We start from the raw sequence: 19,196 nt of genomic DNA, 5'->3' as shown, positions 1-19,196 counted from the left end.
TTATGATACCGATAATAAAAGCATCACGTCAACAATTAACTTTAATTATTTTGCATTTTTCTTATTTTCTTTATGAAATTTTTCAATTTGTAAAATTAGACAGAAGAAAAACAGCCTTTTGAAAGGCTGTTAAAAATTTGACTTTTTGTATAGTAATTTATATAAAATGAAAAATAAGATAGCAATTAAGGCGTTTTGCCAAAAGGTTAGGTGGTAAATGAGATAAGGTTGTTTTTTAAAATAGACATTTAAAAATACAGCTGAACAAAATGGAGTAGCAAATGCAAATCCAAATAGAATCCTTCTTTTCCAATTCATCTTTTGATCAAAGGAATAGCGCTTTAATAAATATAAAATGAAAAGAATGCCTAGTATAATAAGTGAAACGAACAAAGTGGTTCCAGGGATGCTAAAAGCTGGGCTTAATTGTTCGATATTTTTCCTGAAGATTAAAATGAAAGTCGAAACAAGTGCATCCATTCCAAACTGTATAGCAAGAAGTAAGCTAATAACAAAACCGATTAAAGAAGTTTTTTCTAACTTTGTTTGAGCTGGTAAAGCCGATATGAGTTCATCACAATAAGATTGTAAGTCATTGCCGAAAATATCATAAGCATTTTTATTTTCTCTTTGTGCTTCGATGAGATGATCTAATATTTCTAATAATAGTTCTTCTACTTGTTGTTCAGGTACGTTAGATAACCGAAGATATACTAGCATATCGCCATAAGAAGCTTCGTTTTCAAATGTTAGAAGTTCGCGTTTTTTGTTGTTCAATTCCATCATGTCTTGCGCATTCATCCCTATCACTCTCCCTGTAATAAGTTGTTCACCGTTGTCGAAACCATTCCCCAGCTTTGTTTAAATTCTTCAAGCTGTTCTATTCCTTTATCGGTTACATGATAATATTTTCGCTTTGGACCGAGTGAGGAAGCTTTTAATGTTCCTTCAATTAGCCTCTCTTTGTGCATACGTAACAATAACGGATATATGCTTCCTTCGCTGACAAATGTAAAGCCGTATTTATTTAATTTTGTACTCAGCTCATATCCATACACTTCTTCTTGCGAAATGATGTATAGGATGCAACCTTCGAGTACACCTTTTAACATTTGGCTGTGCATGATTTCCCCACCTTTTATTCAGGTAACTTGCCTTGCAAGGTAGCTGTTATCCAAATTATAACATTCAGTAACTTGCAACGCAAGTTACTGAAGTGGAAAACTTTAATGCGTTTTAATTTTTCCGTGTTCTCCATACTAACGAGAGGAGGGAAGTATATGAAACCGTTTATGCCAAAACTTGTTTACTTTGAACCGAAGGCACTCGAATATCCACTTGGAAAAGAGCTGTATGAGAAGTTTACGAAGATGGGATTAGAAATTCGTGAAACGACATCCCATAATCAAATTAGAAATTTGCCAGGTGAAAATGATTTGCAAAAGTATCGCAATGCAAAGGCAACGCTTGTCGTTGGGGTGAGGAAGACATTAAAGTTTGATACGTCAAAGCCGTCAGCTGAATATGCAATTCCGCTTGCAACAGGGTGTATGGGACATTGCCATTATTGTTATTTGCAAACGACGCTTGGTAGTAAACCTTACGTTCGTGTATATGTGAATCTAGATGAAATATTTGAGAAGGCACAGCAATATATGGATGAAAGGGCACCAGAAATAACAAGATTTGAAGCGGCGTGTACATCAGATATCGTTGGAATTGATCATTTAACGCATGCTTTAAAGCGGACGATCGAATTTATGGGAGAAAGTGAGCATGGGCGTTTACGTTTCGTTACGAAATATTCGCACGTTGATCATTTATTAGATGCAAAGCATAATGGGAAAACGCGTTTTCGATTTAGCATTAATTCACGTTATGTGATTAAAAATTTTGAACCGGGGACATCGCCGTTCGAAGAGAGAATTGAGGCTGCTCGTAAAGTGGCAGGGGCTAATTATCCACTTGGCTTTATAGTTGCGCCACTTTATATGCATGAAGGATGGGAAGAGGGGTATCGTGAATTGTTTGAGAGATTATACAATGCCTTGAAAGATATGGTGATACCAAATTTAACGTTTGAATTAATTCAGCATCGCTTTACGAAGCCGGCAAAAAAGGTCATTCAAGCGCGTTATCCGAATACGAAACTTGAAATGGACGAAGAGAAGCGGAAATATAAATGGGGACGATACGGTATTGGGAAATACGTCTATAAAAAAGATGATGCAGAAGTATTGGAGGAAACGATTCGAGGATATATTCGTCACTTTTTTCCTGACGCAGAAATTCAATATTTCACATGAAAGGAACTTGTATTTGAATGCGGGTTCTTTTCTCTTTTGTAGATTTAGGCTCGTTTCTACCTTGTCACGTTATTCTTTCTGGTGTATCATTTTATTGATTGCTTCGTTCGGAATAAGCAAAATGAAATTGGATGGAGGAAACCGATGCCTACCCCTAGTATGGAAGATTATATTGAACAAATTTATTTGTTGATTGATGAAAAGGGTTATGCCCGCGTATCTGATATTGCTGAAGCGCTTAGTGTACATCCATCCTCTGTAACAAAAATGGTGCAAAAATTAGACAAAGATGAATATCTAATTTATGAAAAATATAGAGGGCTTGTATTAACATCAAAAGGTAAAAAAATCGGAGAACGTCTCGTATATCGTCATGACTTGCTAGAGCAGTTTATGCGTATTATTGGTTTGGATGAAAGCAAGATTTACAATGATGTTGAAGGGATTGAACATCATTTAAGTTGGGAAGCAATTGACCGTATCGGTGATTTAGTACAATACTTTGAACAAGATGAGGTTCGAGTAGAAACACTTCGTGGTGTTCAAAAAGCAAATGAAGAGAAAAGTAATTAAGGGGAACGGATGGCGTTTCCTTTTTTATTTCAATTGAAAAGGACGGGAGAATTATGAAAGCAATTATTTTTGATTTTGATGGATTAATTGTGGACACAGAAACAATATGGTTTCACTCTTTCAGAGATGCTGTTCGTGAGTACGGCGGACAGTTACCTTTAGAGGAATTTGCGAAATGTATTGGAACGACAGATGATGTACTTTATACATATTTAAAGGAACAATTAAAAGAAAAGTTTAACGAGCGTGCACTAAAAGAAAAGGTGACGACTTTACATAAAGAGAAAATGAAAATACCAGAAGCGCGTGATGGGGTAAAAGAATATTTAGAAGAAGCGAAAGAAATGGGATTGAAAATCGCATTAGCTTCTAGTTCATCTAGAGAATGGGTTGTTCGTTTTTTAGAAGATCTACAGATTCGAGATTATTTTGAAGTAATTAAAACGAGAGAAGATGTTGAGAAGGTAAAACCAGATCCAGCACTTTATCGAATTGCAATAGAGGAATTAGGAATTGAACCATCAGAAGCTGTTGTATTTGAAGACTCATTAAATGGATTGAAAGCAGCGGTTGCGGCAGGATTAAAATGCGTCGTTGTTCCAAATGATGTGACAAGAAATTTACCATTTGAAAATCATCACCTTCGAATTGAAAGTATGATAGATAAAACTTTGAAAGAAGTGCTTGAAAGTATAAAGAAAGACCGTATTTCCTAAAAGGAAGCACGGTCTTTCTTTTTGTTCTTTTTACCTTCAATGACAGTTAAATGAGATTGTTTTCTTTTTCGTTTCAACGATGGAGAATTACCCTTTTTGCCCTTGTCATCAGAAGTATTTCGTTTCAAGAATGAATTGCTTAGGGGTGCTACATTTTGTTTCCCATGTTTGCGGTTCGATTGTTTTGCAGCGCGCTTATATGAGCTTTGCGAATTTGCAGAACCACTGGAATTAGTAAACATCTTGTATAGCAAGTAAAAGATACCGACAACAAGTAACATATACCCGATATTTCTTAATACACCCATTGGATTTGTAATTACAGATGAAACAAGGCCGAATATTGCTAATCCGATTATAAGCACAAATATAGCGAAAGTAAACGAACGACCGTTCATAAGGAACACCTCCTAAAAACATATATTAAAATTAGTATATTAACGATGAGGAGAGGAGTTGAACACCATTTTTAAATAATTATTGTTTGTTTTCTAAACGTAATAATTCTTCAAACGATGCAATAGCTACTTCCACTTGATCATCTGTTGGTTCTTTCGTTGTTAATAGTTGCAGCCATAATCCGGGATATCCAAGTATGCGTAATACAGGAATATCTCGCAATCGATTCGTAAATTGTAGTACTTCAAACGAAATGCCGAGAACGACTGGAATTAATAAAATTCGGTTTATTACTCGTGCCCAAAGTGGATCTGTAGGAACGAGGAAATAAACAAACATTCCAATAATGACTGTAAATATAATAAAGCTACTACCACATCTATAATGGAGGCGGGTTTGCTTTTGGACGTTTTCTACAGTCATAGGAAGATTATTCTCATAAGCATTGATTACTTTATGCTCTGCACCGTGATACTGAAATACCCGTTTAATAAGTGGGGTTAAAGAAATAAAGTATATATAGCTCAATAGTAGCATGAGCTTAATGACACTTTCGACAATGATTTGCCCTGTATGAGATGGGAAAATCGGTCTCGTTAATTCAGCTAATAGTGCAGGAACTGCTGTGAAAATGACTTTACCGAATATGAAAGATAAAACGCCAACTGCTGCAACTCCTAATACCATCGTTAATTTTGATTGTTCTTCTTTTTTATTTGCAATTTGTTCATCATCTTCTGGGTGGACATCAAATCGTTCTGAAGCGAAGTTTAAATGCTTTGCTCCATTCGCACTTGCGTCCACAATGGCGGCAATACCTCGTAAAAATGGAATTTTTTTTAGGATAGATAATGCTTTATTACGAACGCGTGGTAATCGATAAAATTCAATCGATTTATCTTTACGACGAACCGCTGTAACAGTATATTCTCTACCGCCAAACATAACTCCTTCTATGACTGCTTGCCCGCCATATATTTGTTTTGACTCTTCTGCCATGTTAACACCAACCTGTATTTGTTTCTCTCTTATGTAGAAAAAGAGGCAATTGTCATACTGGGTTCTGTCGTTTTGAAATAAGACAATCACCGAGTTTCCTTTATTTTATCGACAAATACAAGTATATGACAAGAGAAAATGTTACGAGAGTCGGACATTTCTTATTCTTTTTATAGACAAATTTCGCAGTATTTAAACATGCTTCAAAATAGTTTCGGGCATACTATTAAGCGGAGGTGTTGATGTGAGTCAAGAACAATTAGGAACAAGGAATTATGTGCAAATCGGTTTGTTTGGTGGAATTTTTTGGGGAGGAATATGGTATTTCCTTCATATATTTTCATTCACGGAAGCGGGACCTAATTATTTACTGTTACCATTTGCGTTTGGGAGTTGGAAAGAAGGGATATGGGGCAATCTGTCAGGAATTGTTTGCATGGGACTTCTTTCAATTTTGATTTCCTTTTTGTATAAAGCGTTTTTGGCGAAATTTGAAGGAATCATTCCAGGGATTATTTATGGGCTATTTTGGTGGGCGTTACTGTTTTTCGGAATGGGTTTAATGGCACCTGTTATTAAAAGTGCGTTCAATTTGCCGAAAGAGACGATTGTGACGACAATATGTATTTTTATATTGTATGGTGTGTTTATTGCATACTCTGTTTCTTACGCAGTAAATAGTAATAAAGCGGAGCAAGAAGGAGAAGAGAAGACGAACTATTCAAATAAGTAACTCCTATGTTAAAATGTTGTATAGATATTTAATATTAAGGAGTTTTAAGAATATGAAAAAGTTACTCCTCGTAAACGGTCCTAACTTAAATCGCCTCGGTGTTCGTGAGGTAAATGTATATGGAAAGGGCACGTTAGCGACACTTGAAGCAGATATAAAGCAAGAAGCAAAAACAATGGGAGTGGAGTTAGAATGTTTCCAATCGAATCATGAAGGTGCGATTATCGATCGTCTTCATGAGGCTGAAGATATATATGAAGGGATCATTTTAAATCCTGGAGCATTTACGCATTATAGCTATGCAATTCGAGATGCAATTGCGAGCATTTCGATTCCTGTTATTGAAGTACATATCTCTAACATTCACCAGCGTGAATCGTTCCGTCACGAATCTGTGACGGCGGCTGTTTGTGCAGGACAAATTGTTGGATTTGGTTTTTATGGCTATAAGTTAGCGTTATTTGCATTAATGGAGAAATTAAGGGAGGCATAAAGTCATGGAGAAAATCGAAAGATTAAGAAGCGCATTTGCTGAGGCTGGTATCGACGGTATTTTATTAACAAATGAACATAGTCGTAGATACATGGCTAACTTCACTGGAACAGCTGGAGTTGTACTTATTTCAAAAGAGCGTGCTCAATTTATTACGGATTTTCGTTATGTAGAGCAGGCTAGTAAACAAGCTGTTGGATATGAAATCGTGCAGCATGCAGGATTAATTATTGATGAAGTTGCAAAGCAAGTGAAAGAACTTGGAATTCAAAAGCTTGGCTTTGAGCAGGATACTCTTACATATAGCTCTTACGTAACGCATAATGAGGCGATCGAAGCTGAATTTATCCCGACTTCTGGGCTTGTAGAAAAGTTACGCTTGATAAAGACTGATTCAGAGATTAAGATATTAAAGGAAGCTGCACAGATTGCAGATGCTGCCTTTGAGCATATTCTATCATTCATTCGCCCGGGAGTATCTGAAATTGAAGTGTCAAATGAACTTGAATTTTTCATGAGAAAACAAGGAGCAACATCTTCTTCGTTTGATATTATCGTTGCTTCAGGTCTTCGTTCGGCATTACCGCACGGCGTGGCATCTGAAAAAGTGATAGAAACAGGAGATTTCGTTACATTAGACTTCGGCGCTTATTACAAAGGGTATTGTTCTGATATTACTCGTACAATTGCAGTCGGTGAACCATCTGATAAATTAAAAGAAATTTATAATGTCGTTTTAGAAGCACAATTACGTGGTGTAAACGGTATTAAAGCTGGTTTAACAGGCCGCGAGGCAGATGCATTAACGCGTGATTACATAACGGAAAAAGGATATGGTGAATACTTTGGACACTCTACTGGTCATGGAATCGGCCTTGAAATCCATGAAGCGCCAGGTTTAGCGTTCCGTTCTGATACAGTACTTGAACCAGGTATGGCTGTAACAGTAGAACCAGGTATTTATATTCCAGGTATTGGCGGCGTACGTATTGAAGATGATATCATTGTAACGAGTGAAGGTAATGAAGTAATTACGAAATCACCAAAAGAACTTATTATTTTGTAATACACAGGAGGATTTTTTTACATGATTTCAGTAAACGATTTTCGTACAGGTTTAACAATTTCAGTGGACAATGCCCTTTGGCAAGTACTTGATTTCCAACACGTAAAGCCAGGTAAAGGTGCTGCATTCGTTCGTTCTAAACTACGTAACCTTCGCACAGGTTCTGTTCAAGAGAAAACATTCCGTGCAGGTGAAAAAGTAGAAAAAGCACACATCGAAAACCGTCGTATGCAATACTTATACGCGAGCGGTGAGGCTCATGTATTTATGGATAACGGAACTTATGAGCAAATCGAACTTGGTGAAAACCAAATCGAGCGCGAATTAAAATTCCTAAAAGAAAACATGGAAGTATCTATTATGACATACCAAGGTGAAGTACTTGGTGTTGAACTTCCGAACACAGTTGAATTAAAAGTTACAGAAACAGAGCCTGGTATTAAAGGTGACACAGCTTCTAACGTAACAAAACCAGCTACATTAGAAACTGGTCTTGTTGTACAAGTGCCAATCTTCATTAACGAAGGCGAAATGCTTATCATCAACACTGGTGAAGGTAAATACGTTTCTCGTGCATAGTAAAAAAGCACTCGTGATTATCACGAGTGCTTTTTTTATAGAAAATAGGGCATATAATAAATTGCGGTGACAATAAAACTAACTAAAACAAGTGAAAGAGTACCCGCTATATATGGTGTGAAAATGAATTGAAATGGTTTTATTTCACCAGTCTCAACACCAGTTAATGTTTTACTTATTGCGTGATCTGTAATGTTATTTCTATGGTTACTCATAATAATTAACCACATAATTGCAAATATTGCTAGACTGCCAAGGAAAAAGGTCTCTATAAATGACCAACCGACCAATAATGAAAAAAGATAAATAAGAGCTAATTCTACTACAATTGTTAAACTAATTTTCAAAACCTTCATATTTTCCCCCCTCATTTTGTACGTCCAGCCAATTTAAAAATTTCTTACGCGATACGACATGCAGTACGCAAGGTGACTTTACTTCTTTCTCCAGTGCAGCATGTTCGCCTGGAAACTTGCTTTTCACATGCAATGAAATGTAAGGTAGTTTTTCTTGTGCTTTTAACGAGCGAATGTTAGTCGTTTTAGCACCAGCGAATACGTATGTAAGTTGTAAGTCTAAAAAAGCGATTTTAAAGATTTCTTTTTTAGCTGCCTCATTATACCCTTTGCCCCAATATGGATAGCCAAACCAACTACCAATGTGAGATTGTTTCTTCTCATAATTAATATGTTTAAGTGTGGTGAGGCCAAGTATTTCATTCTCTTCATTTACAATCATTCTCGATAAAGACTTCTTTTGGCGCTCTTCTTCTATTGCAAAAAGAAGAAATGCTTTCGTGTCTTCGACTTTTTCTACCTGTATTCCTAATGCATTTTTTACGTGTGGTTCACTTGATAGCTCAAAAAGCACATTTGCATAGCGTAAATCAAGTGGTAATAAAGTAACGTGCTGCATCGTCTATACCCCTTTTAAATTAAATATACCATAATATACCATTAAAAAAACACGAATATTCAGATTTAAATAAAGGTGTTAGAGAAAAATTATGTTTTTACTTCTGAAATAGACAACCTCTGCATATGGTTGTACAAATATATTCTTTTTTGGAATGTAGAATTCGTAACCGTTACGGGAGAAGGTGGGAGAATGAAACAGTGGCTAGCGGCAATGGAAACATCCGTGCTCGTAATGGGGTTACTTCGGTTGTTTTCGGGTAGCGCGGAAATATTCGCCGCTTTGCTTATGCTTTACGTGAATGATGCGAAGAAAGCATTGTTTATAAATGGTATGTTGGCGTTTGTTGGACCGACCGTATTAATTTTAACAATGACAATAGGCATAGCGAGTGTAGCGAGCGAAATTTCTTTCTTGAAACTCTTTTTTCTGGCACTTGGAATTGGCTGCATTTTTATCGCATTGTTGAAATAGTAAGTCGAGTATAGTGGGGAGAAGCCTATGAAAGAAGTATTAGAGGTTTTACCAAAAACGATGAAACAGTTAGTTGAAAGTTGTAAGCAATACAATACTTTAGAGGAAATTCGTGTTCGAATTGGAAGACCGCTAGAGTGTATTGCGCATGGAGAGGTGTTTTTTTATGACTATATCGCTACAGCAGAAGATGCCAGTTACTTATTGAATAAGTTAAGTCAATTCTCAATTTATACGATGGAAGAGGAATTGAAACGTGGGTATGTGACACTTCGAGGAGGACATAGAATTGGCCTAGCAGGAAAAGTCATTACAGAGAAAAGTACAGTGAAAATGATTCGTGATGTCTCTTCATTTAATATTCGTATTGCTCGTCAAAAAATAGGAATAGCTGAGCCGCTTTTGCCGTATTTGTATGAATCAAGATGGTTAAACACGATGGTAATTGGCCCGCCGCAAACGGGGAAAACGACACTTTTAAGAGATGTAGCACGTTGCATGAGTCAAGGGGTTGGTACGTCGAAAATTCCTTCTTGCAAAGTGGGGATTGTTGATGAGCGGTCAGAAATTGCTGGATGTGTGAAAGGAATCCCTCAGTATGAATTTGGTACACGAGTAGATGTGTTAGACGCATGTCCAAAGGCTGAAGGAATGATGATGATGATTCGTTCTATGAGTCCAGATGTTTTGATCGTAGATGAGATTGGACGTAAAGAAGATAGTGAAGCAATTATGGAGGCGGTGCATGCAGGGGTCCAGCTTTTTATAAGTGCACACGGGTTTTCTTATGATGATGTTGTGAAACGTCCATCGCTACAGGCAGTGCTGGAGCTTGGCATATTTGATAGGTTTGTGGAGTTATCAAAAGCAAGAGGCCCAGGAACAGTTATGCAAGTGAAAGATAGATATGGAAAACCAGCACTACCGAATCGAAAGGCTGGGGGCGTATGGTGAAAATAATTGGTGCAGTGTTAATCGTTGCGGTCAGCACTTTTTTCGGGTTTTCATACGCAAAAAGATATAGTGAGAGGCCGCGGCAACTTAGACTATTAAAATCGGCACTCCAATCATTAGAGGCAGAAATTATGTATGGGCACACACCTTTATCTGAAGCCGCCGAACGATTAGTTAAACAAATGCCCAAGCCATTAAATTGGATATTTCAAAGTTTCGCCAAAAAACTAAAAAACGGGGAACAAACAGTAAGGGAAGCTTGGATAGAAAGTTTGAAAGAGAATTGGAAGTTAACCGCATTTCAACAAACCGAGTATGAAATCTTGCAGCAATTTGGTGAAACACTTGGACAACATGATCGTGAATCACAACAAAAACATATTCGATTATGTATTACACATTTAGAGAGAGAGGAAGAAGAAGCGAAAGCGTTACAACTGCAATATGAAAAAATGATTAAGAGCTTAGGGGTACTAGCGGGGCTACTTATCGTAATTTTACTGCTATAGGAGGGAGAAAGGCGATGTCCATTGATGTTGGATTAATATTTCAAATCGCCGGAATCGGCATTGTTTTAGCTTTCATTCATACCGTATTAAAAGAATTAAAACGAGAGGATATTGCAAATTGGGTTATCCTTGTCGGTTTTGTCGTCATTCTATTCCATGTTGCATTTTTAATTAATACGTTGTTCGACAAGATTAAAAGTGTCTTTCTCTTCCAGTAAAGGAGGCGGTTCGAATCGAAATTATACAAATTGTCGGATTAGGCCTCGTTGCTACGTTTTTAGCAGCTGTTTTGAATCAGCATAAATCTAGCATTACATCGTTATTTATTGTTTTTGTAGGTAGCGTAATGTTTCTTATTTTAATCGATCAAATTCACTCTATTTTACAAATGATTGAGAGAGTAGCGAGTGAAGCGAAAGTTAGCAACGTCTATGTAGAAACGTTACTGAAAATTATTGGGATTGCTTATATCGCTGAGTTTGGAGCGCAAATTACAAAAGATGCTGGGCAAGGTGCAATCGCTTCGAAAATTGAACTAGCTGGTAAAATCTTAATTCTCGTTATGGCAATTCCTATTTTGACAGTCGTAATTGAAACTATTCTCGGATTTTTACCGACGGGATAAGGGGGAGTGAATGTTGAGGAAGTTTGGAGCTAAGCTGCTATTTGCTTGCTTCCTTTTCTTTTCTTTACCGGTTGTTGTACAAGCTTCTCCTGTAGAAACAAACGTCGTTGATCAACAATTGGATAAGCTCGGAATTGAAGATGTGAAGCAATTTTGGGACGGGCTTGTTACAAAATATGGAGGTTATTTACCAGAGAGTCAAAAAGGAAGCTTTATGGAGTTTGTAAAGGGAGAAAAAGAATTCTCTATAAAAGAATGGATGCTAGGTTTATTAAAATATTTGTTTCACGAGCTTGCTGCAAATGGAAAGCTACTTGGAACACTCATTATGCTCACAATTTTTAGTGCATTGTTGCAATCACTGCAATCTGCCTTTTCAAAGAGTAGTGTAAGTAAAATTGCCGATGCAGTTGTATATATGGTGCTTATTATTTTTGCTTTAAATAGTTTTTATGTGGTTATGACATATGCAAGAGAAACGATACAAACAATGGTAGATTTCATATTAGCGCTATTACCAATCTTGCTTGCACTCATAGCAACTGGAGGCGGTGTTGTATCTGTATCTTTTTTTCATCCGATTATCATTTTCTTAATGAATACGAGTGGGCTTCTTATGAATTACATCGTTCTACCACTTTTATTACTTGCAACGATATTAAGTATTGTAAGTACGATGAGTGATCAATATAAAGTTACGAAATTGTCCAAGCTTCTGCAAAACGTTAGCGTTGGGATTATCGGGATCTTTTTAACGATTTTTTTAGGAGTATTATCTGTACAAGGAACAGCGACAGCGGTTGCTGATGGGATAGCTGTGAAAACTGCTAAATTTGTAACAGGGAACTTTATTCCTGTAGTTGGAAGGATGTTTACAGAGGCAGCGGATACTGTTATTAGTGCGTCGGGGTTATTAAAAAATACAGTCGGAATTATAGGGCTCGTTATTTTATGTTTAATTGTCGCTTTTCCAGCGATTCAAATTTTTTGTATCGCGTTTATTTATAAATTCGCAGCAGCAGTATTGCAACCAGTTGGCGGAGGAGCAATTATTCAATGTTTAGATATCATTGGACGAAGCATCATTTACGTGTTTGCTTGCTTAGCTATCGTATCATTTATGTTCTTTTTAAGTATCACAATTATTATTGCTGCGGGGAACATTACGCTTATGATGCGATAGGAGGTGAAGAGTATGCAATTTGTTACAGAGTGGATTAGAAATATTATCGTTTTTTTACTCTTAGCGACAATGCTTCATCTTATTCTTCCAAACTCGAATTTGCAAAAATACGTTAAATTCGTCGTAAGTCTACTATTAGTTGTATTAATTTTAACACCTCTTTTTAAACTGTTGCAAACAGATGTAAATGAAGTAATCGCAAATTTTAATGAAGAAAAGTATGTAGCAGAGGGATCTGTAAAAAATTCAATAGATTCGAAGAAAAAAGAAATACAAGCTCTAACACGTGCATATAGTTTAGAAGAGATGGCTACCAAAATGAAAAAAGAAGTAGGAAAAGAGTTTGAGAAAAAGTATGGTATGACAGTCTCTGAAATACAAATAGTCGCAACGGAAAGGGTAGAAGAAGTAAAGTCAGCCAAAGATATTCAATCTGTTGTTGTGACGTTGAAAGAAAAAGAACGCAGTAAAAATGACGCAATTGAAACAGTAAAGCCAATTGAAATTAATACGAATGAACCTCCAAAAAAGGTAGAAGAAACGAATGTAGAAATGAAAGATTTCTTTTCAAGCAGGTGGCAACTAGAGAATAAACAAATCCAAGTTCAAACGGAAGGGAGGACAGGTAGAGTAAATGGACAATAAAGATAAAAATTCGAAGTTCTCATTTTTTCGAAACTTATTGAATGGGGATCAAAAAGAAAGCAACGAGAAGGGGAAAAAGGTAACACCTAAGTTTTTACTTGTCCTACTCATACTTGGAATTTTGCTTATGTTTTCTAGTAGTCTCTTTTCAAGTAAAAAAGAAGAAGTACCTGTATTTAAAGAACAAAAAACTCAAAACCAAGAAAAAGACGTACCAACTTTCGGACAAAAAAGTAATGATAGTATGTCAAATGTAGAAAAATATGAAAAAGCGTATGAACAAGAATTAAAAGCTGCTTTAGAAGAAATAGCAGGAGTAAAAGACGTAACGATTAAGGTGAATTTAGATTCATCTGAAGAAAAAATTTTAGAAAAAAATACAGTGAAACGCTCACAAACAACAGGTGAAACAGATAAAACAGGCGGTAAGAGGGAAGTAGAGGACGAGTCTCTTGATGAAAAAACTGTCATTATACGTGAAGGTGATAAAGAAACTCCCGTTGTTTTACGGACAGAGAAACCGAAAGTACGAGGTGTTCTCGTCGTAGCAAAAGGAGTGGATAATATACAAGTTAAAGCAATGGTAAAAGAAGCTGTGATAAGGCTGCTAGATGTACCAGCCCATCGTGTTTCAGTTTCACCGAAAAATTGATAGGGAGGAAATAAAGTGTTAAAAAAACAAACGGTTTGGCTATTAACAATGTTAAGTTTAGTTGTTGTACTATCTGTGTATTACGTAACAACTCCTGACAAAATGAATACAGCATCGCCGGCAACAGGTGAAAAGATTGGACAAGAAAAACAAGGTACTGACAAAGCAGTAACAAACGAAACGCCAAATAAAGAAACAACAAAAGAAACTCCAAGCAAGGAAACACCAAATAAAGAGACAACAAATAAAGAGACAGATAAAAAAGAAAATGCTAAAAAAGAAACAAGTAAAAAAGAGGGGAATGTATCAGTTCAATCGAGTGATGAGAATTTCACAGCTTTACGTATGCAAATGGAAGATAAGCGTAGTGCTGAAAGAGAAAAATTACAAAATGTAATAAAGTCTTCTAACGCTACTGCTGAAGAAAGAAGTAAGGCGAAAGATGGTATGGATGCAATCGCTACAATGGAAACAAAAGAAGGTTTACTTGAAACAGTTATTAAAGCTCAAGGAGGATATAAAGATGCCCTTGTAAGAGCTGATGGAACTGACATTAGAGTAACAGTGAAGGCAGCGAAACATTCACAAAAAGAAGCGAACAAAATTATACAGCTTGTAAGAAGTGAAGGCGGTTCTAAAGATGTAGGTGTGAAATTTGATCCATCAGCAAAATAAGTAGAATTTTAATCCGTGGGGGATTTCCCCCACGGATTATTAATTTTTACTAATCGCATTTTTTGTAAATAAGAACATAGAGTACTTCAAAATAATTAGATAAAAATAATAATAGAAAAAAGCTATCACTTTCGATAGCTTTTTTCTATTTCGTCTTTGTATGTGTTTTTACTATGTTCAACTCGGAATGGAGAAATACGTTGTGAATAAAAAATTAGCGGTTCATGGTGATGATGATTACTTTTTCCAGATTTGACGTGGATGAAGAGAACGAATGCCCAAACCATTACGGCAGGTAAGAAGAGCATGAGCCATATCATATGTCCACACCTCGATACAATATATTTTCTACACTTTGAACATACTATTCTTATATGAAGGAATGATGAACGGCGTGTAAACAAAAAAATAATATTTGGTAAAAATATGTTATGAACCATAGATGTGGTGAAGAGTGGAGCGGCAATTATATGTTTACTGTGTAGCATTTTGAAAAGGTAAGGAATGTTTTTTAGGAAGTGGTCTTGCCAATTTCGTGTGAAACTTGGTATTATTACTAGGTAATAAATTTTTATTGGAATAATATTTTTACAGGAGTTTCGATTTATTATAAAGAAATATAAATTGGAATGTTTAAAAAATTTATCGTAAGATGGAAATAGTAAATATTTCTATTAGTAAATAAAATAAATTTTCTAATAGAATACATCGTATTTTTACAGTCAATCTAGTGTTAGTGATGAGAATCTGTAAAAACGGGACAAACAAGAGTATGGGAGTGGATTTTACATGTTTAAAATTCAAGAAGTTCGTGAATTAATTAAATTAATTGATAGCTCTAATATTGATGAATTTGAATACAAAAAAGACGGTACAACAATCAAAATGAAAAAGCGTGGTAATGAAGTTGTTGCGATGCAAGCACCTGTAGCGAAACAAGCTATGCAACCAGTAGCATCTGTTGAAGTTGAAACAGCAGTAGCGGCAGCGCAAGTAGAAGCACCAAAACAAGAAGAGAAGAAAGCTGTTCAAGATGAAAACCTACATAAGATTACCTCACCAATGGTAGGTACATTCTATTCTTCATCTTCACCTGATACCCCTCCATATGTAAGTGTTGGAGACAGGGTATCGAAAGATTCTATCGTATGTATTGTCGAGGCTATGAAGTTATTTAACGAAATTGACGCTGATGTAGAGGGCGAAATTGTTGAGATTCTTGTTAATAACGGACAGCTTGTTGAGTATGGACAACCGCTATTTCTTGTGAAAGCGTAATAAGGGAGTCTTTGTGATGATAAAAAAAGTATTAATAGCCAATCGTGGGGAAATTGCTGTACGAATTATTCGTGCTTGTAAAGAAATGGATATTGAAACAGTTGCGATTTATTCAGAAGCAGATAAAGAGTCACTTCACGTACAAATTGCAGATGAGGCGTATTGTGTAGGACCAACAGTTTCAAAAGAAAGTTATTTAAATTTGACGAACATTATTAGCGTTGCGAAGTTAACGGGCTGCGATGCTATCCATCCGGGATACGGATTTTTAGCAGAGAATGCAGATTTCGCAGAGTTATGCCGTGAATGTAACTTAATTTTTATCGGTCCAAGTCCAGAAGCTATTTCAAAGATGGGCACAAAAGACGTTGCTCGTGATACAATGGAAAAAGCAGGGGTTCCGATTGTACCAGGTTCACAAGGGATTATAAAAAATACCGAGGAAGCGATCGAGCTTGCAAATCAAATTGGATATCCAGTTATTATTAAAGCGACTGCAGGTGGCGGCGGAAAAGGTATTCGTGTTGCACGTCATGAAGAAGAGCTTGTAAAAGGAATTCAAATTACACAGCAAGAAGCTAGTACCGCTTTTGGGAACCCTGGTGTATACTTAGAAAAGTACGTTGAAGATTTCCGCCATGTTGAGATTCAAATAATGGCAGATACACACGGAAATGCCATTCATTTAGGAGAGCGTGATTGTACAATTCAGCGCCGTTTGCAGAAACTATTAGAAGAAAGTCCATCACCTGCACTTGATGAAAATGTTCGCAAGCAGATGGGTGAAGCGGCAGTTAAAGCGGCGGTAGCGGTTGATTATACAGGTGCTGGTACGGTTGAGTTTATTTATGAATATAAAACGAAAAGCTTTTATTTCATGGAGATGAATACGAGAATTCAAGTTGAGCATCCGGTTACTGAAATGGTGACAGGAATGGACTTAATTAAAGAGCAAATTCTTGTTGCTTCTGGAGAAAAGTTATCGTTACAGCAAGAAGAAGTACAATTTAATGGTTGGGCAATTGAATGCCGAATTAATGCGGAAAACCCTGCCAAAAAATTTATGCCATCTCCAGGTAAAGTAGAAATGTACTTACCACCAGGCGGATTTGGTATTCGCGTCGATTCAGCTGTATATCCGGGATATTCAATCCCACCTTTCTATGATTCGATGGTTGCTAAATTAATTGTTCACGGAAAAACACGTGAAGAGGCAATTGCAAAAATGAAGCGTGCACTCAGTGAGTTTGTCATTGAAGGCGTACATACAACAATCCCGTTCCATTTGCAATTGTTAGATCATCCTGATTTTGTAAAAGGTGAGTTTAATACGAAGTTTTTGGAAGAGCATGAACTTGTGACGCAGTGATACATTAAAGGAGGTTTTTTTCATGGCTGAACATATGTTAGATATGGGTCAAGATACAACTCTTGGTAAAGTAGAAATTGCACCAGAAGTAATTGAAGTAATTGCAGGTATTGCAGCTGCTGAGGTAGAAGGTGTGGCGGCAATGCGTGGTAATTTTGCTACAGATGTTGTTGAGAAGTTAGGTAAGAAAAATCATGGTAAAGGTGTAAAGGTTGAATTAGCAAACGAAGATATTATCGTTGACCTTTATGTTGTAATGTATTTTGGTGTAGCAATTCCAGTTGTTGCACAAAAGATTCAAGACAATATTCGCCAAGCACTCTTTACAATGACAGGACTTGAGCCAAAAGAAGTGAATGTTCACATCGTTGGCGTAACATTCGAAACACAAAAAACAGAAATTGAACCAGTGTAAGAATGAAAAAGGTGCCTAGTAACATAGGCATCTTTTTTATCGTTTCATTTCTTCACAAATTACAACCCTCTAATTGTTATACTATTTCAAAAAATAAGAAATAAAAAAGAAAATGTTTCGTTTTTCCAAAAAACGTACATTGTGATAAGATATGGAACTTGAAGTTAATCTTTTTATTATTTTTCAGCCTTGTAACCCGTGTGTGAAACGATAAATTGTGTTATTATCATTGTATTATAAGGTTGGAAAATCAATGAAAACTGTAAGAGTAAGTGAATTGACGGCTTATAAATTATAATAATATAACAAAGCATAAGGAAAGACTTGAAGCATAAAGGAGAGTTACAATGAAACGTAGGACGGCTAGAGAAAGAGCTATGCAAGCATTATACCAAATGGATATTACAGGTGAATTAGAACCGAAGGTAGCGGTGGAAAATACGCTAGATGAAGGTGAAGAAACAAATGAGTTTTTAGAATCACTTGTTGTAGGATTTGTAGACAATAAAGAAGAGATTGACGCAGCAATTCGTCAAAACTTAAAAAAGTGGAAGCTTGAGCGTATTAGTATTGTTGATCGCAGTATTTTACGTGTAGCTGTGTATGAAATGAAGTACATGGAAGAAATTCCACACAACGTAACAATTAACGAGGCAATTGAAATTGCTAAAACATTTGGGGATGAGGAATCTCGTCGTTTTATTAACGGCGTTTTATCTAATATAAAAGATACACTGTAATTTCTTTAAGGGGGAATCTTAAAATGGTAGCAGTAATCATCAAAGGAAATGAAGTTGCGGAGAAAAAACGAGCACAATTAACAGAAGAAGTTGTGAAGTTGAAAGAGCAAGGGATTGTACCAGGATTAGCAGTGATTTTAGTGGGAGAAGATCCAGCATCTCGTTCTTACGTAAAAGGAAAAGAAAAAGGCTGTGAACAAGTAGGAATTTATTCTGAGCTAATTGAACTTCCTGAAACGATTACTGAAGAACGTTTGCTTGCTGAAATCGATCGCTTAAATGGCGATGACCGCATTAATGGCATATTAGTGCAATTACCTTTACCAAAACATATTGAAGAAAAAGCTATCATTGAAAGAATTTCACCAGAAAAGGATGTAGATGGATTTCACCCAATCAGCGTGGGACGTATGATGACGGGACAAGATACATTCCTTCCATGTACACCGCATGGTATTGTAGAATTAGTAAAAGAAACGAATCTTGATATTTCGGGAAAACATGTTGTAATAATTGGAAGAAGTAATATTGTCGGCAAACCAGTGGGGCAATTGTTCTTAAATGAAAATGCAACTGTCACATATTGTCATTCTAAGACGCAAAATATTAAAGAATTATCGAAGTTAGCTGATATTTTAATCGTAGCTGTTGGACGACCTAAAATGGTAACAGCTGATTATATGAAAGAAGGCGCGGTTGTAATTGACGTTGGTGTGAATCGATTAGAAACAGGCAAGCTTTGTGGTGATGTTGACTTTGACAACGTGTTAGACGTTGCGGGTTACATTACGCCTGTGCCAAAGGGTGTTGGTCCAATGACGATTACAATGCTTCTTCATAATACTGTTGAATCTGCCAAACGCGCAGGTGTCGTTTGTAAATAATTTGAGTCGGCTAT

At 36.3% G+C, this 19,196-nt stretch carries 28 protein-coding genes; 21 read left to right on the top strand and 7 right to left on the bottom strand.

What is annotated here, in order from left to right; translation table 11 throughout:
• Positions 1-129: 129 nt before the first annotated feature.
• Both JDS95_RS05590 and JDS95_RS05585 read right to left on the bottom strand, forming a co-directional pair.
• Positions 130-801, bottom strand: a complete 672-nt coding sequence (locus JDS95_RS05590) for a DUF1129 family protein (RefSeq protein ID WP_199690315.1) — start codon at positions 799-801, stop codon at positions 130-132.
• A 5-nt stretch (positions 802-806) separates the two neighbouring features.
• Positions 807-1,124, bottom strand: a complete 318-nt coding sequence (locus JDS95_RS05585; protein ID WP_199690314.1) for a PadR family transcriptional regulator — start codon at positions 1,122-1,124, stop codon at positions 807-809.
• A 156-nt stretch (positions 1,125-1,280) separates the two neighbouring features.
• Here JDS95_RS05585 and splB point away from each other — a divergent pair, with 156 nt between their 5' ends.
• The 3 genes from splB to JDS95_RS05570 all read left to right on the top strand — a co-directional run bounded on the left by splB (position 1,281) and on the right by JDS95_RS05570 (position 3,595).
• Positions 1,281-2,306, top strand: a complete 1,026-nt coding sequence (gene splB / locus JDS95_RS05580; RefSeq protein WP_000802126.1) for a spore photoproduct lyase — start codon at positions 1,281-1,283, stop codon at positions 2,304-2,306.
• A 144-nt stretch (positions 2,307-2,450) separates the two neighbouring features.
• On the top strand, positions 2,451-2,879 hold the full coding sequence (mntR, locus tag JDS95_RS05575; RefSeq protein WP_001143071.1) for a transcriptional regulator MntR: 429 nt from the start codon (positions 2,451-2,453) through the stop codon (positions 2,877-2,879).
• A gap of 53 nt (positions 2,880-2,932) precedes the next feature.
• Positions 2,933-3,595, top strand: coding sequence for an HAD family hydrolase (locus JDS95_RS05570; protein ID WP_000643927.1), 663 nt, complete (start codon positions 2,933-2,935; stop codon positions 3,593-3,595).
• Here JDS95_RS05570 and JDS95_RS05565 read toward each other — a convergent pair.
• Positions 3,592-3,993: an SA1362 family protein gene (locus JDS95_RS05565; RefSeq protein ID WP_001014465.1), complete on the bottom strand. Its 402-nt coding sequence runs from the start codon at positions 3,991-3,993 to the stop codon at positions 3,592-3,594. The genes JDS95_RS05570 and JDS95_RS05565 overlap by 4 nt on opposite strands.
• A gap of 79 nt (positions 3,994-4,072) precedes the next feature.
• Entirely contained in the window at positions 4,073-4,993 is a 921-nt protein-coding gene (locus JDS95_RS05560; RefSeq protein ID WP_000797102.1) for a DUF1385 domain-containing protein, read from the bottom strand.
• Positions 4,994-5,237: 244 nt separating this feature from the next.
• Here JDS95_RS05560 and JDS95_RS05555 point away from each other — a divergent pair, with 244 nt between their 5' ends.
• The 4 genes from JDS95_RS05555 to efp are packed head-to-tail and all read left to right on the top strand — an operon-like array spanning position 5,238 to position 7,864.
• Positions 5,238-5,726 (top strand): YqhR family membrane protein, encoded by a 489-nt coding sequence (locus JDS95_RS05555; protein ID WP_000076902.1) that lies wholly within the window; start codon positions 5,238-5,240, stop codon positions 5,724-5,726.
• Positions 5,727-5,778: 52 nt separating this feature from the next.
• Complete coding sequence (aroQ, locus tag JDS95_RS05550; RefSeq protein WP_000735139.1) at positions 5,779-6,219, top strand: type II 3-dehydroquinate dehydratase; 441 nt, start codon at positions 5,779-5,781, stop codon at positions 6,217-6,219.
• Positions 6,220-6,223: 4 nt separating this feature from the next.
• Positions 6,224-7,285 carry a Xaa-Pro dipeptidase gene (gene pepQ, locus JDS95_RS05545; RefSeq protein ID WP_000411034.1) on the top strand — a complete coding sequence of 354 codons (1,062 nt, stop codon included), beginning with the start codon at positions 6,224-6,226 and terminating at the stop codon, positions 7,283-7,285.
• 21 nt (positions 7,286-7,306) lie between these two features.
• On the top strand, positions 7,307-7,864 hold the full coding sequence (gene efp / locus JDS95_RS05540; protein ID WP_000626519.1) for an elongation factor P: 558 nt from the start codon (positions 7,307-7,309) through the stop codon (positions 7,862-7,864).
• Positions 7,865-7,899: 35 nt separating this feature from the next.
• Here the strand turns inward: efp and JDS95_RS05535 are convergent, their stop codons facing one another.
• Entirely contained in the window at positions 7,900-8,220 is a 321-nt protein-coding gene (locus JDS95_RS05535) for a hypothetical protein (RefSeq protein WP_000866178.1), read from the bottom strand.
• On the bottom strand, positions 8,201-8,779 hold the full coding sequence (locus JDS95_RS05530; protein WP_144467021.1) for a GNAT family N-acetyltransferase: 579 nt from the start codon (positions 8,777-8,779) through the stop codon (positions 8,201-8,203). The genes JDS95_RS05535 and JDS95_RS05530 overlap by 20 nt, the downstream gene beginning before the upstream one ends.
• Positions 8,780-8,971: 192 nt before the next feature.
• Here JDS95_RS05530 and JDS95_RS05525 point away from each other — a divergent pair, with 192 nt between their 5' ends.
• The 9 genes from JDS95_RS05525 to JDS95_RS05485 are packed head-to-tail and all read left to right on the top strand — an operon-like array spanning position 8,972 to position 14,496.
• On the top strand, positions 8,972-9,253 hold the full coding sequence (locus tag JDS95_RS05525) for a YqhV family protein (protein WP_000816054.1): 282 nt from the start codon (positions 8,972-8,974) through the stop codon (positions 9,251-9,253).
• A 27-nt stretch (positions 9,254-9,280) separates the two neighbouring features.
• Positions 9,281-10,207 carry a stage III sporulation protein AA gene (gene spoIIIAA, locus JDS95_RS05520; RefSeq protein ID WP_000665897.1) on the top strand — a complete coding sequence of 309 codons (927 nt, stop codon included), beginning with the start codon at positions 9,281-9,283 and terminating at the stop codon, positions 10,205-10,207.
• The gene (gene spoIIIAB / locus JDS95_RS05515) at positions 10,201-10,716 is read left to right on the top strand and encodes a stage III sporulation protein SpoIIIAB (RefSeq protein WP_199690313.1); all 516 of its coding nucleotides are present in this window, start codon (positions 10,201-10,203) and stop codon (positions 10,714-10,716) included. Before spoIIIAA ends, spoIIIAB begins: the two co-directional genes overlap by 7 nt.
• 14 nt (positions 10,717-10,730) lie before the next feature.
• The gene (gene spoIIIAC, locus JDS95_RS05510; protein WP_000020914.1) at positions 10,731-10,934 is read left to right on the top strand and encodes a stage III sporulation protein AC; all 204 of its coding nucleotides are present in this window, start codon (positions 10,731-10,733) and stop codon (positions 10,932-10,934) included.
• A gap of 23 nt (positions 10,935-10,957) precedes the next feature.
• Positions 10,958-11,341 carry a stage III sporulation protein AD gene (gene spoIIIAD / locus JDS95_RS05505; protein ID WP_077393170.1) on the top strand — a complete coding sequence of 128 codons (384 nt, stop codon included), beginning with the start codon at positions 10,958-10,960 and terminating at the stop codon, positions 11,339-11,341.
• A gap of 10 nt (positions 11,342-11,351) precedes the next feature.
• Entirely contained in the window at positions 11,352-12,524 is a 1,173-nt protein-coding gene (gene spoIIIAE / locus JDS95_RS05500) for a stage III sporulation protein AE (protein WP_000944633.1), read from the top strand.
• A 12-nt stretch (positions 12,525-12,536) separates the two neighbouring features.
• Positions 12,537-13,169 (top strand): stage III sporulation protein AF, encoded by a 633-nt coding sequence (gene spoIIIAF, locus JDS95_RS05495; RefSeq protein WP_001161043.1) that lies wholly within the window; start codon positions 12,537-12,539, stop codon positions 13,167-13,169.
• Entirely contained in the window at positions 13,159-13,821 is a 663-nt protein-coding gene (gene spoIIIAG, locus JDS95_RS05490; protein ID WP_000368888.1) for a stage III sporulation protein AG, read from the top strand. The genes spoIIIAF and spoIIIAG overlap by 11 nt, the downstream gene beginning before the upstream one ends.
• A gap of 15 nt (positions 13,822-13,836) precedes the next feature.
• Positions 13,837-14,496, top strand: a complete 660-nt coding sequence (locus JDS95_RS05485; protein ID WP_000914719.1) for a SpoIIIAH-like family protein — start codon at positions 13,837-13,839, stop codon at positions 14,494-14,496.
• A gap of 125 nt (positions 14,497-14,621) precedes the next feature.
• Here JDS95_RS05485 and JDS95_RS05480 read toward each other — a convergent pair whose 3' ends face one another.
• A complete protein-coding gene (locus tag JDS95_RS05480; protein WP_000638008.1) occupies positions 14,622-14,816 on the bottom strand; it encodes a hypothetical protein in 195 nt (64 codons plus the stop codon).
• Positions 14,817-15,285: 469 nt separating this feature from the next.
• On the opposite strand from JDS95_RS05480, the gene accB reads away from it, so the two are divergent.
• From accB to folD, 5 genes are all read left to right on the top strand, one after another.
• Positions 15,286-15,774, top strand: coding sequence for an acetyl-CoA carboxylase biotin carboxyl carrier protein (gene accB, locus JDS95_RS05475; RefSeq protein ID WP_000472854.1), 489 nt, complete (start codon positions 15,286-15,288; stop codon positions 15,772-15,774).
• 16 nt (positions 15,775-15,790) lie between these two features.
• Positions 15,791-17,143 carry an acetyl-CoA carboxylase biotin carboxylase subunit gene (gene accC / locus JDS95_RS05470; RefSeq protein WP_000592880.1) on the top strand — a complete coding sequence of 451 codons (1,353 nt, stop codon included), beginning with the start codon at positions 15,791-15,793 and terminating at the stop codon, positions 17,141-17,143.
• 22 nt (positions 17,144-17,165) lie between these two features.
• Positions 17,166-17,558 carry an Asp23/Gls24 family envelope stress response protein gene (locus JDS95_RS05465; RefSeq protein WP_000807630.1) on the top strand — a complete coding sequence of 131 codons (393 nt, stop codon included), beginning with the start codon at positions 17,166-17,168 and terminating at the stop codon, positions 17,556-17,558.
• A gap of 347 nt (positions 17,559-17,905) precedes the next feature.
• The gene (nusB, locus tag JDS95_RS05460; RefSeq protein WP_000830246.1) at positions 17,906-18,298 is read left to right on the top strand and encodes a N utilization substance protein NusB; all 393 of its coding nucleotides are present in this window, start codon (positions 17,906-17,908) and stop codon (positions 18,296-18,298) included.
• A gap of 23 nt (positions 18,299-18,321) precedes the next feature.
• A complete protein-coding gene (gene folD, locus JDS95_RS05455; RefSeq protein ID WP_000226729.1) occupies positions 18,322-19,182 on the top strand; it encodes a bifunctional methylenetetrahydrofolate dehydrogenase/methenyltetrahydrofolate cyclohydrolase FolD in 861 nt (286 codons plus the stop codon).
• Positions 19,183-19,196 lie beyond the last annotated feature (14 nt).

This window comes from Bacillus cereus group sp. N24, assembly GCF_016483345.1.
GTDB classification, from domain to species: Bacteria; Bacillota; Bacilli; order Bacillales; family Bacillaceae_G; genus Bacillus_A; species Bacillus_A toyonensis.
Note: the sequence above shows the minus strand (reverse complement) of the source record. Positions and strands in the feature narration are given on the sequence as shown.